This window comes from Frondihabitans australicus (assembly GCF_003634555.1).
GTDB lineage: Bacteria > Actinomycetota > Actinomycetes > Actinomycetales > Microbacteriaceae > Frondihabitans > Frondihabitans australicus.
Map to the genome: position 1 here is coordinate 2,098,997 of NZ_RBKS01000001.1, position 16,460 is coordinate 2,115,456.

At 68.1% G+C, this 16,460-nt stretch carries 11 protein-coding genes, 1 tRNA gene and 1 pseudogene; 5 read left to right on the forward strand and 8 right to left on the reverse strand.

The annotated features are described in order from the left end of the window. The 4 genes from C8E83_RS09835 to C8E83_RS09845 all read right to left on the reverse strand — a co-directional run bounded on the left by C8E83_RS09835 (position 1) and on the right by C8E83_RS09845 (position 2,134). A complete protein-coding gene (locus tag C8E83_RS09835) occupies positions 1-705 on the reverse strand; it encodes an alpha/beta fold hydrolase (protein WP_121369729.1) in 705 nt (234 codons plus the stop codon). A 38-nt stretch (positions 706-743) separates the two neighbouring features. After that, on the reverse strand, positions 744-905 hold the full coding sequence (locus tag C8E83_RS19500) for a hypothetical protein (RefSeq protein WP_170159908.1): 162 nt from the start codon (positions 903-905) through the stop codon (positions 744-746). 76 nt (positions 906-981) lie between these two features. Further along, positions 982-1,212 (reverse strand): hypervirulence associated TUDOR domain-containing protein, encoded by a 231-nt coding sequence (locus C8E83_RS09840; RefSeq protein ID WP_121369730.1) that lies wholly within the window; start codon positions 1,210-1,212, stop codon positions 982-984. A 25-nt stretch (positions 1,213-1,237) separates the two neighbouring features. After that, positions 1,238-2,134, reverse strand: a complete 897-nt coding sequence (locus C8E83_RS09845) for a glucose 1-dehydrogenase (RefSeq protein ID WP_121369731.1) — start codon at positions 2,132-2,134, stop codon at positions 1,238-1,240. Positions 2,135-2,238: 104 nt separating this feature from the next. Here C8E83_RS09845 and C8E83_RS09850 point away from each other — a divergent pair, with 104 nt between their 5' ends. The 4 genes and pseudogenes from C8E83_RS09850 (at position 2,239) to C8E83_RS19890 (ending at position 7,333) form a co-directional block, all read left to right on the forward strand. Further along, positions 2,239-4,683 (forward strand): phosphoketolase family protein, encoded by a 2,445-nt coding sequence (locus tag C8E83_RS09850; protein ID WP_121369732.1) that lies wholly within the window; start codon positions 2,239-2,241, stop codon positions 4,681-4,683. A 1,099-nt stretch (positions 4,684-5,782) separates the two neighbouring features. Then, positions 5,783-5,938 (forward strand): annotated as a pseudogene (locus C8E83_RS20085) (exonuclease domain-containing protein); the annotation flags it as partial. After that, positions 5,862-6,467 carry a 3'-5' exonuclease gene (locus C8E83_RS20020; protein ID WP_281270804.1) on the forward strand — a complete coding sequence of 202 codons (606 nt, stop codon included), beginning with the start codon at positions 5,862-5,864 and terminating at the stop codon, positions 6,465-6,467. The pseudogene C8E83_RS20085 and the gene C8E83_RS20020, both read left to right, overlap by 77 nt. A gap of 17 nt (positions 6,468-6,484) precedes the next feature. Next, positions 6,485-7,333, forward strand: coding sequence for an Lsr2 family DNA-binding protein (locus tag C8E83_RS19890; RefSeq protein WP_121369734.1), 849 nt, complete (start codon positions 6,485-6,487; stop codon positions 7,331-7,333). A 306-nt stretch (positions 7,334-7,639) separates the two neighbouring features. Here C8E83_RS19890 and C8E83_RS09865 read toward each other — a convergent pair. From C8E83_RS09865 to C8E83_RS09875, 3 genes are all read right to left on the reverse strand, one after another. Next, positions 7,640-7,713 (reverse strand) — tRNA-Met (locus C8E83_RS09865). A 289-nt stretch (positions 7,714-8,002) separates the two neighbouring features. Beyond that, a complete protein-coding gene (locus C8E83_RS09870) occupies positions 8,003-10,966 on the reverse strand; it encodes a UPF0182 family membrane protein (RefSeq protein WP_425454762.1) in 2,964 nt (987 codons plus the stop codon). A gap of 158 nt (positions 10,967-11,124) precedes the next feature. Further along, a complete protein-coding gene (locus tag C8E83_RS09875; protein ID WP_121369735.1) occupies positions 11,125-12,243 on the reverse strand; it encodes a YlbL family protein in 1,119 nt (372 codons plus the stop codon). Between the two features lie 176 nt (positions 12,244-12,419). Here C8E83_RS09875 and C8E83_RS09880 point away from each other — a divergent pair, with 176 nt between their 5' ends. Continuing rightward, the gene (locus C8E83_RS09880) at positions 12,420-13,784 is read left to right on the forward strand and encodes a zinc-dependent metalloprotease (RefSeq protein ID WP_121369736.1); all 1,365 of its coding nucleotides are present in this window, start codon (positions 12,420-12,422) and stop codon (positions 13,782-13,784) included. 947 nt (positions 13,785-14,731) lie between these two features. On the opposite strand, the gene C8E83_RS09885 is transcribed toward C8E83_RS09880, so the two are convergent. Next, positions 14,732-16,444 carry an ATP-dependent helicase gene (locus C8E83_RS09885; RefSeq protein ID WP_121369737.1) on the reverse strand — a complete coding sequence of 571 codons (1,713 nt, stop codon included), beginning with the start codon at positions 16,442-16,444 and terminating at the stop codon, positions 14,732-14,734. Positions 16,445-16,460 lie beyond the last annotated feature (16 nt).

Consider the following 16,460-nt stretch of genomic DNA (forward strand, 5'->3'; position numbering starts at 1 on the left):
TCAGTCTCGGACCTCCGGCGGGAGACCGCCGTGTTTCGGGGCGACGTGTCGCAGGATGCGTTCCCACTCGCTGGCGATGACGAGGTGACCGGCGCCGTCCAAGGTGACCGTCTCGGCTCCTGCGATCCGCGAGCCGTACCAGTGCGCCTGCTTCTCGTCGACCGAGGCATCGGCCGCGCCGGTCACGATCAGCGTGTCGGCGGTGATGTCACCGACACCCGCGTGCCAGGAGGAGTCGCGGAAGGCGATGAGGTCGCCGGCGACGCCGAGGGCCCCCTGCGTCGCGGCCTCGGCGACGGACCGCTCGAGACGGAGCCGGAGGCCGGCGATGGTGTCGTAGGCGGGGTCGTTGTCGGCGACGCCCAAGGACGCCGGATCGTCCCAGCCGCTGTCGGCGATGTCAGCGGCGACTTCGTCGACGGAGTGGCCAGCGCGCGCTCGAAGCGACTCGGCGAGGCCCGAGTGACGCTCGTCGCGGCCGACATGGTGCGGAGCCCTCGGCGCGACGAGGGCGAGCCGATCGACCAGCTCGGGGGGACGAGCGGCGAGTGCAGCGGCGAATTCCGCGCCGGCGCCCCAGCGGATCACGCCGATCCTGCCGAAGTCGGCCTTGCTGACCTCGTCGGCCACGGTCTCGGCGGTCCGGACGTACTCGGCGACATCGTCGGCGCGGCCGTCGACGGAAGGCGCCTCACCAGCAGTCAATAGGGCCGACGAGCCGTAGCCTGGCCGGTGGAGCGTGATCAGCCGGACACCCCAGGCATCGTGATCAGGGGATCGGGATCGAACGCTCCCGCCATGCCCGTCGGCAGGCAGAAGACGACGAGTCGCCTCGCGAGGGCATCGCCCGACGCCGAGAACCCGAGGCCGCGGCCGGAGGAGAGTGCGAGGATACGATCAGCCATGCCCCTGACGGTAGGCCGGGACTCACGTCGGCTTCCAGCGTTTGTGCCCCGATGTGTCGCGCCGGCACGAAGACGATTATCGGCTCTTCGACGCGAGTTTCCGCAGGGCCGTGCCTTTGTGTGCTGCACGGGCAGCTGTCTTCTCGGATTCGACGATGAAGACCGGGTCTTCACGAGTGGCGGTGAAGGCTTGCCCGTCGAACTCGCTGTCTGTGTTCCGCCTCTCGACGACTACTCCGCGGACACGACCCTGTGATGAGCGCCACGAGACGCGATCGTGCACTCTGATGTTCTTCTCGGTGCTCATGTCGTCTTCTCTCGTTCTGGGCGCATCACGGTGTGGGCATGCCGCCGTCGACGTGCAGGGTCTCGCCGACCACGTACGACGACTCGTTGCTCGCCAGGAACACGTAGGCCGGGGCGAGTTCGGCGGGCTGACCCCACCGACCTAGGTAGGTGCCCTCGCCGACGGTCGGCAGGTCTTCTGGCGGCTGCCCACCGGCCGGCTGGAGCGGAGTCCAGATCGGCCCGGGCGCGACCGCGTTCACCCGGATGCCCTTCGGCGCGAGCTGCGCGGCGAGTCCTTTGGCGAGGTTGTTGACGACGGCCTTCGTGGCGGCGTAGTCGACGAGCGTCGGCGACGGCGCGTACGCCTGGATCGACGTCGTGTTGATGATCGCCGACCCCGGCGGAAGGTGCGGCACCGCGGCCTTCGTGATCCAAAACGTGGCGTAGGCGTTGGTCTTGAAGGTCTCGTCGAACTCCTCGTCGGAGATGTCGAGGATGCTGTCGGTGTTCTGCTGCTTGCCGGCGTTGTTCACGACGATGTCGAGACCGCCGAGGCCCTCGACCGCGGTCTGCACGGCCGCGCGGGCGAAAGCCGGGTCCTTCAAGTCGCCAGGAATGTCTACTGCGGTACGACCCGCGTCACGGATGATGCCGACGATGCGATCAGCGTCCTCCCGCTCCTCGGGAAGGTGGACGATGGCGACATCGGCACCCTCGCGAGCGTACGCGATGGCGACCGCGGCTCCGATGCCCGAGTCGCCGCCGGTGATCAGCGCCTTGCGACCCTCGAGGCGACCGGAGCCGCGATACGTCTCCTCGCCGTGGTCGGCGCGCACGTTCTCCGCCATCTCGGCGTCGGTCCCCGGCCCAGGCAGGTACTGCTCACCGGGCTTCTTGTCGGCGTACATCTTCGTCGGATCCTGCATCGTGTACTGGTCCATGGCATGTCCTTCCGTCTGCCGCCCGAACGTAGGCGGGGTACGCCGCGAAGCCATACGGGTTGTCACCCGGGCGTCGTGAACCGGGCCGTGCGTAGCCTCGAGCCATGAACGAGAACGCGTCCGCAGCTCCTGCGCCCGACCTGACCTCAGTCGACTCGTGGTGGCGGGCCGCGAACTACCTGACGGTGGGCCAGATCTACCTGATGGACGACCCGCTGCTGCAGGGCGACCTGACCCCTGCGCAGATCAAGCCGCGTCTGCTCGGCCACTGGGGTACGTCGCCGGCCCTCAACCTCGTCTACGCCCACCTCAACCGCGTGATCGTGCGCGACGAGCGGCAGCTGATCTACGTCTGCGGGCCTGGACACGGCGGCCCGGCCATGGTCGCCAATGCCTGGCTCGACGGCACATACTCCGAGCTCGTCCCGGACGTCACGCGCGATCGCGCCGGCATGCAGCGGCTGTTCGAGCAGTTCTCGTTTCCCGGAGGCATCCCGTCACACGATGCCCCGAACGTGCCCGGGTCGATCAACGAGGGCGGCGAGCTCGGCTATTCGCTGTCGCACGCCTACGGAGCCGTGCTCGACAACCCCGACCTCGTGGCCGTCTGCGTGGTCGGCGACGGCGAGGCCGAGACGGGGCCTCTGGCCGCCAGCTGGCACGCCAACAAGCTGATCGATGCGGCGCACGACGGTGCGGTCCTGCCGATCCTCAACCTCAACGGCTACAAGATCGCGAACCCGACGATCCTCGCCCGGATCGACGAGAGCGAACTGCTGTCGCTGTTCCGCGGCTACGGCTACGCCCCGATCGTCGTCGCCGGAGGCTACGACGGCGAAGACCCCATGAAGGTCCACGAGCGCATGGCGGCGGCCCTCGACGACGCCTTCACCGCCATCGACGCGGCGCAGGAGCAGGCCCGCACGAGCACTCCCGAGGCCGCGGGCACCGACATGTCGGCCGCTGGGCAGTCGGACGGCCCGCACGACGCCGCCCGCCCGGCCTGGCCGATGATCATCCTCCGCACGCCGAAGGGCTGGACAGGCCCCAAGGAGGTCGACGGGCTGCCGGTCGAGAACACGTGGCGGGCCCATCAGGTGCCGCTGCCGAACGTTCGGGAGGATCCTGCGCACCTGGAGCAGCTCGCTGAGTGGATGAAGTCATACCGGCCCCACGAACTCTTCGGAGACGACGGCCTGCCCGCCTCGGCGCTGGCCACCCTCAAGCCGCACGGCGACGCCCGCATGAGCGCGACCCCATTCGCGAACGGCGGCAGGCTCCGCACCGACCTGCGGCTCTCGGACTTCAGGGCGCACGCCGTCGACACGGCGGGATCACGCACCCTCACCGCCTCGGCGACTCACGCGTTCGGCGAGTGGCTCGCCGACATCGTGACGATGAACCCCGAGACGTTCCGACTCTTCGGCCCCGACGAGACCGTGTCGAACAAGCTGGAGTCGGTCTTCGGCGTGACGGACCGGGCGTGGGCCGCGCACATCCTGGCGTCCGACGAGAACCTCGCCCACTCGGGCAGGGTCACCGAGGTGCTGAGCGAGCACCTGCTCCAGGGCATGCTGGAGGGATATCTGCTGACCGGGCGACACGGCGTTCTCAACACCTACGAGGCCTTCGTGCACATCGTCGACTCGATGTTCAACCAGCATGCGAAGTGGCTCGAGGCGACCCGCGACATCGAGTGGCGCCGGCCGATCTCGTCGTTCGTCTACCTGTTGTCGAGCCATGTCTGGCGGCAGGATCACAACGGCTTCAGCCACCAGGACCCGGGCTTCCTCGACGTGGTCGTGAACAAGCAGGCGCATCTCGTGCGCATCTCGCTCGCGCCCGACGCGAACACCCTGCTGGCGGTCATGGACAAGGCGCTCCGCGACGTCGACACCGTCCAGGTCATCGTCGCCGGCAAGCAGGACCAACCGGCCTGGCTGTCCATGCACGAAGCGGAGGAGCACGTGCTGCGCGGTGCCGGGGAATGGGCGTGGGCCGGCACGCCCGGCCTCCCCGACCGCGACGACGACCAGCCCGACATCGTGCTCGCCTGCGCCGGCGACGTGCCCACCCTCGAGACGGTCGCTGCCGCCGACATCATCCGCCGCGAATTCCCCGAGGTCGCCGTGCGAGTCGTCAACGTCGTCGACCTGATGAAGCTCCAGGATCAGCGCGAGCACCCGAACGGCCTCACCGACGACCAGTTCGACGCCCTCTTCACGGTCGACCGGCCGGTGCTCTTCGACTTCCACGGCTATCCGTCGCTCGTGCACCAACTCACCTACCGCCGCCACAACCACGACAACCTGCACGTGCGGGGCTTCCGGGAGAAGGGCACGACCACCACGCCGTTCGACATGGCGATGCTCAACGACATCGACCGCTACAAGCTCGTGCTCGACGTGCTGAAATACGTGCCCGGACTCTCGTCGGCCCACCCCGATGCCGTCGCCGACTTCACCCAGCGGCGGGTGGACGCCCGCGAGTGGTCCTACACGCGCGGTGAGGACCACCCCGACGTGACCGGGTGGCAGTTCAGCGGCTAGCCGCAGGATGTCAGCAGCCGTATTCTGCCAGCTACGCGGTTGACACCTCGTCTTGGGCGGACTCGCCGTGGAGCACCTTGTCGTACGAAGGACCTCGCCTGTCCTGCGAACCAGCCGGTTTCAGACGCACTTCACTCACTCGGGGCAGGCGCACGTCAAGACGCTTGTGTTTCGGATAGACGTGAATGTGGGCTGGCTCTACCGTCGGGTCTGTTCCATACCACGAGTCGCCGCTCCATGACATGTGCTCAGAATGCCAGCGATTCGACATTCATCGCTAGGGCGCAATCTGGCTTTCTCCGAAGCACCTGTGACACGCCTGAGGACGTCCCAGGCCATTTTGGATTGCCGAGGTAGCACTGAAGAGCGCAACAATGTCGGTGGCTCTCCGTATCGTCCCAGCCGTGGGAGTCCGAGGCAGCGGTGAAAGCATTAACGCGATCCTCCGTCGCCGCCCGGATTCCCACCCGTTCGCCATCCCGCCCGTCCCGGGCGGACAAGGAGTCTGGCTTATCCGCCGAACGCCGACACCTATTGGCTACGTCCTGAAACGGCCCGAGCGCGGGACGTTCGTGTTCGACGTTTACGCGCATTGCCGCGACGAGCGCGGGAAGCGACCATGGTTGAAGACGTTCGGCACACTGAACTCGGCGGTGGCCTGGGCCGTTCAACACGAGACGGAGATATCGAGTCTGATTGCGGCGAACGATCCGGAGCCCGATCCTTGGCTACAGTGATCTGGCCGACGGGGCGCATGACGAATCATCGGCGCAGCCGCACCGGGAGTTGCGCAAGGTCCCGCTCGAGATGGACCCGCGACACCTGGGTCATGTCCCGCGTGTCCAAAACACCCGGTGGAGCATCGCGGCCCCTTTGTTCATGTGCAAGTTCGGTCGAGCAGCGCTTTTTGAGAGAAGCGACTTGACGGTCAAGAACATTTCTTTAGCCACGGGTGATCCCGAACGCGCGACACTGGGCGCCGCCATCGATTGTGCAAGCATTGAGGCTCGACGTGAAGGATGGTCGCCATGGGGTTGTCAGTCGGCTTTTCGGCCGCACGCAGCGCGACGAGGTGAGCCAGATCCCGTCGGTCGAGGGGATGACGACGACGGTGGTTCCGGCTCGAAGAATGGCCTACGCCGTGATTGACGTGGAGACGACGGGGCTGTCGCCGAACCGTGACCGCATCGTGGAACTCGCCATCGTCCGCGTGGACGAGTCAGGAACAGTCGTCGACGTGCACGTCTCGATTCAACCCCGAAGGCCCGGTTGGGGCGACGCACGTCCACGGAATCACCGACGCCGACGTCGCCCGCGCCCCCTACTTCCGCGACGTTGCGCCGACGATCGCTGCCAGCATTGCCGGCTTGCCCATCGTGGCGCACAACGCCAACTTCGATCTCGCTTTCTTGCGTACCGAATTCGCGGGAGCCGGATGGGATCTCCCCTGGCTCCCTTCCTACTGCACCTTGAACGCCAGCCACCTCCATCTGCCCGATATGGATCGCCGACGACTTATCGACTGCTGCTGGACCCTCGGTATCCAGCTCCAGGACGCCCACTCGGCGCTCGGCGACGCTCGTGCGACTGCCGGTCTGCTGAGCGTCTATCTCGGAACGGCGGTGGATGGGTCCCTGACGAGCGTCCGTGCGGAAGCCGCTGAGACGGCCTGGCCTGCCGGCCCCACGCGTCCACCGCTGACTTCGGAGGACCGGCTGGTGAACGCGGCTGTTCGTCCGGTCCTATCAGGATCACATCGGCTCGCCCGAAGCAGCCCGCGTTGATTCGTCAGTTGACGGCCATGAGTCTCGCGGATGTCGTCGACGAGGGTGCACCCACGGGAACGACGGCATACCTCGAACTTCTCCTCGATGCTCTCGAGGACGGCGACATCACGGCGGAAGAATCCGAGGCGCTGACGGGTGTCCGCGACGAGTACGGCCTCACGGCCTCCGATCTCGACCTGGCGCACGAGGCGTTCATGCTCGCCTTGGCGCACCGCGCTCTCGACGACGGTCACGTCTCCCACGACGAGCGCCACGAGCTGGCTACAGTCGCCGCCTTGCTCTCCGTCTCCTCGTCGGTGGTCAAGACCGTCCTCGACCAGGCTGACCGCGCTCGTGCCGCCCGCCTCGGCGCCGGACTACGCGACCTTCCCAAGGACTGGGCACTAGGCTCACCGCTTCGCGTTGGAGAAATGGTCGCCTTTACTGGTTGCGACGACGACCAGCGCGCACGACTGGAGAAGGGGGCGCAGGACCTAGGGGTACGTGTCATGAACAACGTTTCCCGATTCACGGTCATGCTCGTGATGGACGGGTCGTTCTCGGGCGGAAAACACGCAAAGGCGCTTCAACTCGGCACCCGGACTGTTCACCCCGACCAGTTCGAGATCCTGCTCCACTATTTGCAACCGGCGACCTATGCAACGGCCGGCCAACCCATCCGCGCACTGACGACGACCACGATCGCGGGAAAAGGAATCTCGGACACGCCCGAGCCGGCCCCGCTCACGACTGCGGGCTCACCGTCGACCGTTCGTGCATGGGCCGCGGCGAACGGATTCACGGTCGGCGTGCGCGGCAGACTCCCCAAGCAAGTCCTCGACGCCTACGAGGCAGCCGGCAACTCGGGCCTGTACCTCGCGTGAACTGACTCGGCTCCGAAAACTAGCGCGTAGTCGTGCGCGATTTGCGGCCACGTACAGGCAAGAAAAGGGCCCTCTGTTCGGGATAATTTCTGACCAGGGGGCCTTGTCTGATGCGAGGGCGGGACTCGAACCCGCGACACCACGATTCGCGAGTCAGGAAATCGATCCCTTGCGTGTTTTCGCGAGATGTTCGAGTCATGGTGACCCGAAACCTAAACCGGAGTCCAAACCGGACCCACCCAAGTCGCGGTGCGAATGACGAAAGCCCTCTGACCAGATAATCCCTGGTCAGAGGGCCTTCATTTGTTGCGGGGGCAGGATTTGAACCTACGACCTCTGGGTTATGAGCCCAGCGAGCTACCGAACTGCTCCACCCCGCGGCACAAGAAGATACGTTATCACGGCCTCGGGTCGCGCCCAAATCGAGGCCGGTAGCTGGGGTCTGCGGCTGCCCCGGACGACGGTGCGACGTCGCGAATTCGCGACACGATCGCCCGCCGAAGCCCGCACTCACGGTGACGGGTGTGACCCCGCGACGGATTCGGTCGCGAAATGCGGCACGGCACGGGGCGGGGCGGCGGCAGTCGGGTACGTGCCGGGCTGCGCGGACGCGACGCCGGGCGCACGAGGCGCCCGGCGTCGCGGTGCAGGAGGGAGCAGGAGCGGCCGCTACCCGTTCCCCTCCGCCTTGATGGCGGCGTTGATGGCGTTCTGGAGCGCCGTATCGGCCTTGGCGGCCGCCTCGAGGTCGTTCGCCTTGTAGGCGGCGGTGCGGTCGGCCAGAGCCTGCTTCGCGTCGGCGAGGGCCTGCTTCAGAGCTGCGGAGTCGACGGTCGAGGAGCCGCCGGTGCCTGTACCGGTCCCAGTCCCCGTACCGGTTCCTGTGCCAGTTCCGGTACCTGTACCCGTCCCTGTCCCCGTACCCGACCCGTCGCTCGTCGCGGCGCCCGAGTCGCCGCCGAAGAGCTGGTCGAGGGCCCCCTTGAGCGTCGACTCGAACGCGATCCGGTCGCCGAACGACACGAGGACCTTCTGCAAAATCGGGTACGACGTGTTGGAGGTCGACTGGACGTAGACCGGCTGCACGTAGAGGAATCCGCCGCCCACCGGAAGCGTGAGCAGATTGCCCCGCTTCACGGTGGAGTCGCCCTTGGCCAGGATGTTCAACAGGTTCGCGACAGCCGTGTCGGAGTTGAAGTTCGCCTGGACCTGACCGGGGCCGGCGACGTTGTCGGTCTTCGGCAGGGTGAGGAGCGTGAGCCTGCCGTAGTCCTTGCCGATCTTGCCCTTCGTGCTCCCCGCGTCAGAGTCGGCGGACAGGTAGCCCGTGAGCACGCTCCGCTGGTTCGCCTGGGTCTGCTGCTCCGGCACGTACGTCGAGTACAGCTGGAAGGCGGCGTCCTGCCCCGGAAGCTTCATGGTGAGGTAGTAGGGCGCCTGCAGGGTCGAGTCGCCGGTCGACTTCGTCGGGTCGTTCGGAGTGGTCCACGCGTCGTCGGAGCTGTACCAGGACCCCGCGTCGGTCACGTGGTACGTGCCGAGGATCGAGCGCTGCACCTTGAAGAGGTCTTCCGGGTAGCGGACATGGCTCATCAGCGTGCCGCTCATGTCGGAGATCGGCTTGACCGTCGACGGGAAGACCTTCTGCCAGGTCTTGAGCACCGGGTCGGAGGAATCCCACGCGTAGAGCGTCACCTTGCCGGTGTACGCGTCGACCGTCGCCTTCACCGAGTTGCGGATGTAGTTGATCTGGTCGGACGGGAAGGCCGGGTTCGATGCCGACGAGCTCGACGTGGCGGCCGTGAGGCTCTGCTGGTCGGAGTAGGGGTAGTCGTCGGTGGTCGTGTAGCCGTCGACGATCCAGACGACGTGGCCGTTGATGATGGCCGCGTACGGGTCTTTGTCGATCGTGAGGTAGGGCGCGACCTTCTGCACGCGCGTGGCCGGGTCGCGGTCGTAGAGGATCTGCGACTTCGAGTTCACGGCGTTCGAGAGCAGGATCTGCGTCGACTGGAACTTGATGGCGTAGATCAGCTTCGAGAACAGGCTGTCGAGCTTCGGACCGCCGTTGCCCGAGTACGTCGTCGTGGCGTTGTTGCCGTTGTCGTCGTTGCCGGACGGGTAGTCCAGCTCGACCTTGTTGAGGCCGTTGCCGCCGACGATGCTGTACTGCGGGCTGTTCTCGCCGAAGTAGATGCGCGGCTGGATGGTCTTGGACGTGCCGAGGTCGCCCTTCTGCGGGATGCCCGACTCGAGGAAGACGGGCTGCCCGTCGCTCGAGGCGCGGTTGCCGTAGGCCGCGACGACGCCGTACCCGTGCGTGTAGACGAAGGTCGAGTTGTACGGCGTGTTCGCCGTGCCGAGGCTCGCCTGATCGAGCTCGCGGACCGCGATGACGACGTCCTGCGACTTGCCGTCGATCGTGTAGCGGTCGACGTCGAGCGAGGAGAACGAGTAGTACTGCTTGTACTGCTGGAGCTGTGCGAACGCGTCGGTCACGAGGTTCGGGTCGATGATGCGGATGTTCTCGGTCGTCGCGGCGTCACCGGCGAGGGCGTCCTTCGTCGGCGTCGACTTGGCGTCGTAGTTCGTCTCCTTGACGTTCGCGACGCCGTACGCCTCTCTCGTCGCCTTGATGTTCCGTTCTATGTAGCTCGACTCGACGGTCTTGACCGAGGGGTCGACCGTGAAGCGCTGGACGATCCACGGGTACACCGCGCCGATCAGGAGGCTGATGATGATCAGCAGCGCGGTGCCGATGAGCGGCAGGCGCCAGCGCCCGGCGAACGCGGTGACGATGAACAGGATCGCGACGACCGCGGCCGCGTAGGCGAGGATCTGCTTCGCCGGGATGCCTGCCACGACGTCGGTGTAGGTGGCGCCGGTGAGCAGCTTGTTCGTGCCGTCGGTCAGGGTGGCGTACTGGTCGAGCCAGAGGCTGATCGCCTGGAGGGCGAGGTAGACGGCGGCGGTGGTCGCGATCTGGACGCGGGCGACGCGGCTGATCCTGAGCTCGCGGCCGGAGAGCCGGAGGCCGCCGTAGAGGTAGCTCGTGGCCAGCGCGGCGATCGCCGAGAGCAGCACGACGGCCGACGCGAAGCCGACGATGCCCTGGTAGAAGGGCAGCGAGAAGACGTAGAAGCCGACGTCGAGGTGGAACTGCGGGTCGGTCTTTCCGAACGGAGTCCGGTTGAGGTACTCGAGCACCATCGACCAGTGGCTAGAGGCGGCGATGCCTCCGAACAGGCCGAGGACGACCGGGATGCCGACCATGACGGTGCGACGCAGAGGCTCGATGACCTGCTGGTAGCGGTCGAGCTGCGAGCCGAGCTTCGCGTAGACCGGACGGAAGCGGAATGCGAGGCTGATCGAGACGTAGACCGGCGCGGCCATGGCGAGGAACCCGATGAAGAACAGCGACGTGCCGGTGATCCACTGGGTCATGATGACCCGGGTGAAGCCGAGCTGCTGGTACCAGAGGTAGTCGGTCGCGAGGCTGGCGAAGATGAAGAAGAAGATCACCAGGACGGCGATGATGCCGATGGTGATCAGGATCGGGGCGCGCGACGACCGGCCCGGACGACCGGCGCCTGACGAGGCGGGGCCCGACGCCGCGGATGCAGAGGAAGTCAAGAGGGTGCTCCTGGCTCGTGGAGAGGTGGAACCGCCATCCTATGTGCCCGACCTGCGCGGTCGAGCTCCGTGCGCTCAGCCTGTGGAGAACCTCGGCGACACCATTGCGAGCCCCCGACGCCCCGGCTCGGGCGACCTCGAGGAGTCTCGCCGCGCGGCTAGGACGCGGGGCAGGTGGGCAGCGAGCTCGTCGAGCCTTTGCCGGAGAGTGTCTTCAGGATCGTCACCGACTGCGACAGCGACGTCGTCGCGTAGACGTGCAAGCCGGACGGAATGTGGCCGGTGACCTCGTTGCAGTTGCTCTTCGGTGCGAGGAACACGGTCGCCCCCGCTTCGCGGGCGCCGTACATCTTCTGCCGGATGCCGCCGATCGCGCCGACCGTGCCGCCGGCGTCGATCGTGCCCGTGCCGGCCACGCTCGCGCCGCCGTTCAGCTTGCCGGGCGTGATCTTGTCGATGATCCCGAGCGCGAACATCATGCCGGCGCTCGGGCCGCCGACGTCCGCGAGCTTGAGGGTGACGCTGAACGGGAAGTCGTAGGTGACGGTGGCGCCGATGCCGAGAAGGTAGGTGCCCTGTTCGTCCTGCGGGGTGATGGAGGTCGTCTTCACACCGGTCGAGTCGCCGGAGCGGAAGGCGATCGTCGCCGGCTTCGCTCCGTTCTTCGCGATGAGGGCGCGCAGGGTGTCCACGTCGCTGTTCGACGTGAGCGAGTGGCCGTTGATGGCCGTGATGACGTCGCCCTTCGCCAGCTTGCCGCTCGCGGGCGACCCCTTCTCGACGTCCGAGACGGTGATGGCGGTGCCGACCGCGTAGCCCTCCTCGGCGAGCGCGGCCGTCACGGCCGACTTCTGGCTCTGCTGCATGTCGATGGTGTTCTGCTGGTCGACCTGCTTGTTGGAGACGCCCGAGGGGAAGATCTCCTCGACCGGGATCACCGCGCGGCTGGGATCGAAGTAGGCCCGGACCAGCTCTGCCCAGTTGGGACGCTGCGTCTGGTTGCCGACGACGCTGACGGTGAGCAGGTCGAGCGATCCCGAGGTGGCGTAGGTCTTGTGGCCCGAGACCGTGATCAGCGGCGTCTGCTTGCCGTCGTACGGGTTCGTGCCGAGGGTGTTGAACACCGGGCCCGGCTGCTCGATCAGGTAGGGAGCGGGGAGCAGTGACAGCACCACCGCGATGACGAGCGCCGCGCCGAGGAAAGCGAGGCCGAGGACGCCGCGTCGGCGGCGGGGCGGGGCGATCGTCGGGGTCTCGGGTGCGGCGAAGTAGGCCACGGGGCTCGTTTCTCGTAGTGCTTGCGGCGGGAGGTGCCCCGTGGGTGCTCGCCGTGGGCGCTGATCGCCACGGGCACTGTTCGCTGTGGGCACTGTTCGCCATGGGCGCAGTGGAAGGCACTCAGAAGTGGGGGAATCCCAGGCTGGTCGTGAGGCCAGAGGCTAGCGTAGTTGCCATGTCTGAAGATTCGCAGCCGGGCTCGGAGGACGAGTTCCGCGACATGCTGCGGCAGTTCCTGTCCGGCGATTCCGAGATCGACCCGTCGAAGCTGGTCGGTGCCGCAGGGCTGCCCAACGACCCCGCGTTCATGGCGCGGCTCATGAGCCAGCTGCAGTCGGCCGTCAACCGCTCGGGCGACGGGATCGACTGGTCCCTCGCCACCGAGCAGGCCACCGGCATCGGCACTCAGTCCGCGGTCGAGACGGCTCCTGGCCAGGTGAGCGCTCTCGAGCAGGCCTTCCACGTCGCCGCCCTCTGGCTCGACGAGGTCGTGAGCGTCTCCGAGCTCACCGCCACCCCGAAGCTCCTCACGCGCGCCGAGTGGTCGCGCGCCTCCATGCCGGTGTGGAGCCAGTTGGCCGAGCCGGTCGCCGACTCCATCGCGGCCTCCCTCACCCGCGTGCTCAGCGAGCAGGCACCGGAGGAGATGCAGGGCATGCTCGCCGGTGCGAGCCAGGTGATGCGCTCGGTGGGCGGCGCGCTGTTCGCCATGCAGCTCGGCCAGGTCGTCGGTCAGCTCTCGACCGAGGTCGTCTCGGGCGGCGACGTCGGCATCCCCCTGCTCGACGACGGCCAGGCCGCCCTCGTGCCGCAGAACGTGTCGGCGTTCGGCGAGGGACTCGACGTCGACGCCTCGCAGGTGCAGCTCTACCTCGCCGTCCGCGAGCTGGCTCACGCACGGCTCTTCCGCCACGCGCGCTGGCTCCGTCTGCACCTCATCACGTCGATCCGCGAGTTCTCGCAGGGCATCACCATCGACACCAGCCGTCTCGAAGAGCTCGCCGCCGACTTCGATCCGCAGAACCCCGAGCAGTTGCAGGAGGCGATGCGGTCGGGTGCGCTCATCCCGCCGAAGACCGACGAGCAGCTCGCCGCCCTGGCCCGCCTCGAGACCACGCTCGCCCTGATCGAGGGCTGGGTCGACGTCGTCACGGCCAAGGCCACCGAGCGGCTGCCGAAGGCGACCGCGATCGCCGAGATGGTCCGCCGTCGCCGCGCGGCGGGCGGCCCGGCCGAGCAGGCCTTCGCCACCCTCGTCGGTCTCGAGCTCCGCCCGAGGCGCCTGCGCGAGGCGGCCGCCATGTGGCAGGCCGTCTCCGATCAGACGTCCGGCGAGGTGCGCGACTCCCTCTGGGCGCACCCCGACATCGTCCCCACGACCGCCGACATCGACGACCCGACGGCGCTCATCGCACGTCTCACCGGAGGCGAGCCCGAGCTCGACGACGTCGACCGCGCCATCGAAGACCTCCTCAACGACGACACCTCCGAGCGTCCACGCGAGGCGGGCGACGGCACCGCCGACGAGCCGGAGCACTAGCCGGGCGCAGGATCACCCCACCGCCGCCGGTGAGAACTCCCCAGGGTTCGGCCTCGCCCGGCCACCCCTGTGGAGAACTTCCGCCCCCGTCGGCGGATCTCGGGCATGATTCGTGCCCATGGACATCCGCTTCGACCCACGCCTCCCGCTGGTCTGGCGCGATCCGCACACCCTGCAGATCGGCGCCGATCGGCCCGTGGTCGTGCTCGAGCGCATCACGGCGCGCGAGGAGCGCGTCGTGTCGGCCATCGCGTCGGGGCACGGGCTCTCGGGGCTCGGTGGGCTGATCGCCCGGACGGGGCAGCGGGACGCCGAGGTGGCGACGATCGTCGAGCGGCTGGCACCGGCTCTCGCCGAGCCGCGGAAGGTGAGGCGCCCTGTCGTGGAGGTGGCGGGCTCCTGCAACCTGACCCGCGCGATCGAGGCCCTGCTGACCGCCTCCGATGCATCCGTCCGGCGTGTCGATGCGACGTCGGCCGGTCTCGCCGGTGACGCCGATGCCGGCGTCGCCGTCTCGCGGCACGCTCACGATCCGGCGGTCGCCGCGGCGTGGTTGAGGGTCGACCTGCCGCACCTCACCGTGGTCACGGGCGATCGCTCGACCAGGGTCGGCCCGGTCGTCGTGCCCGGGCGCACGGCGTGCTCGCACTGCCTCGATCTGCATCGCGCCGACGTCGACGCCTCCTGGGGCGTGATCGCAGCGCAGCTCTGGGGGCGGGTAGGGCCGGCGCTGCCTCCGGTGGCGCAGAGCGAGGTGGCCGCGAAGGCCGTGCGCCGGATCCTGCGCCGACACGAGGCCCTCGCCGCCAGACATCCCGGAGCACCGGTGCGAGACGGCCCGGCAAAGGCCTCTCCGGGCGAGTCCGACGACGACGACCGCGCCCGGGCCCTCGACGAGGCCTCCGACGACGCGGTGATCGAGACGATCGACACCGACAGCGGGCGGGTCACCTCGTCGCGGAGCCGACTTCATCCCGGCTGCGGATGCGCAGCTCTTGCAGAAAGCGGCTGGGGCGGCGATCCTGACCCGAGCGCCCCTGCCCCTCATGGCTCCACGACAGCCGGAGGCGATCCCGAGCACGGGTGATTCCGACGTAGAGAAGGCGGCGCTCCTCGTCGATGGCGTCGTCGTCACGGGCGTAGCTGATCGGCAGAAGGCCCTCGGAGAGACCGACGATGTAGACGCTCGACCACTCCAGGCCCTTGGCCGAGTGGAGCGTCGCGAGGGTGACAGCCTGGACAGTCGGCTCGTGATGCCCCGCCTGCCGGGTGAAGAGGTCGTCGACGAACTGCTTGAGCGAGGTCGACTCGCCCGCCTGCTCCGCGAGTCCCATGAGGGCGTTCAACGACTCCCAGCGGTCGCGGACGGCCCCGCGCTGCTCGGGCGGCTCCTGCGCCCAGCCCAGCGAGCGGAGAACGTCGCTGACGGTTTTGAACAGCGGTTCGCCGACGATGCTCACCGCGGCGCCCTTGAGCATCATGAGCGCCTGCTTGACCTCGCGCTGGTCGAAGAAGCGGCCGGCACCGTGGAGGCGTGTGCTGACGCCGACGTCGTCGAGGGCTCGTTCTAGCAGAGCCGCCTGGATGTTGACGCGGAAGAGCACGGCGATGGACTCGGGAGCCGCGCCCTGCCGGATCTCCTCAGCGATGCTGTCCGCCACGGCCCGCGCCTCGGCCGAGTCGGAGGCGAAGTCGGCGGTCTTGGGGGCAGGCCCCGGCTCGGTGTGGACGGGGTGGAGATCCAGCGCACCCGGCCGCCCGCGCATGAGCTGGTTCGCCGTCTCGACGATGGGCCTGGCCGACCGGTAGTTCTGCTCGAGCCGGAGGACGGTGGAGTCGTCGTACCGGCCCGCGAAGCCGAGCAGGAAGTCGGCCGACGCCCCCGCGAACGAGTAGATGGTCTGGCTGGCGTCGCCGACGACGCACACGTCGCTGCGGTCGCCGAGCCAGAGGTCGAGGAGGTCCTGCTGCAGGGGCGAGACGTCCTGGTACTCGTCGACGACGAAGAAGCGGTACTGCTCACGCACCTGCGCGGCCACACGGGGCTCGACCTCGAGCATGCCGGCGGTGGCCAGGAGGACGTCCTCGAAGTCGATCTGCCGCCTGTCGTCCTTGACGCTCTCGTACACCCGGTGCAGGTCGAGCGCCTGTTCGGCCGTCACGCGGGGAGGCAGCGCGCGGTCGGGCAGGGCGAGGGCGTACTGCTCCATCGTGAGCCGCGAGATCTTCCGCCACTCGATCTCGCCGGCCAGGTCGCGCAGGCTCGCGGTGTCGAGGCGGAGGTGGAGGGTCTCGGCGGCGTGGGCGATGACCTTCGCCTTGTTCTCGACGAGGCGCGGCATGGTGCCACCCATCGTCTGCGGCCAGAAGTACGCCAGCTGTCGGAGGGCCGCCGAGTGGAAGGTCCGGCTCGACACTCCCCCGGCCCCGAGCGCACGGAGGCGACCCCCGAGCTCGGCGGCGGCACGTGTCGTGAACGTGAGCGCCATGACCCGCTGCGGCGCGTAGACGCCGGTCGCGACGCCGTACGCGATCCTGTGCGTGATCGCCCTGGTCTTGCCGGTTCCGGCTCCGGCCAGCAGGCACACCGGCCCGAGCAGGGTCTCGGCGGCCACGCGCTGCTGCTCGTCGAGACCGGCGAGGAGGTCGACGGCCTCCATCTCAGGCGGCTCGCGG

Coding starts and splice junctions, on each gene's coding strand:
- C8E83_RS19500 (WP_170159908.1), bottom strand. CDS start 905: ATGGCTGATCGTATCCTCGCACTCTCCTCCGGCCGCGGCCTCGGGTTC.
- C8E83_RS09840 (WP_121369730.1), bottom strand. CDS start 1,212: ATGAGCACCGAGAAGAACATCAGAGTGCACGATCGCGTCTCGTGGCGC.
- C8E83_RS09845 (WP_121369731.1), bottom strand. CDS start 2,134: ATGGACCAGTACACGATGCAGGATCCGACGAAGATGTACGCCGACAAG.
- C8E83_RS09850 (WP_121369732.1), top strand. CDS start 2,239: ATGAACGAGAACGCGTCCGCAGCTCCTGCGCCCGACCTGACCTCAGTC.
- C8E83_RS19890 (WP_121369734.1), top strand. CDS start 6,485: ATGAGTCTCGCGGATGTCGTCGACGAGGGTGCACCCACGGGAACGACG.
- C8E83_RS09880 (WP_121369736.1), top strand. CDS start 12,420: ATGTCTGAAGATTCGCAGCCGGGCTCGGAGGACGAGTTCCGCGACATG.
- C8E83_RS09885 (WP_121369737.1), bottom strand. CDS start 16,444: ATGGAGGCCGTCGACCTCCTCGCCGGTCTCGACGAGCAGCAGCGCGTG.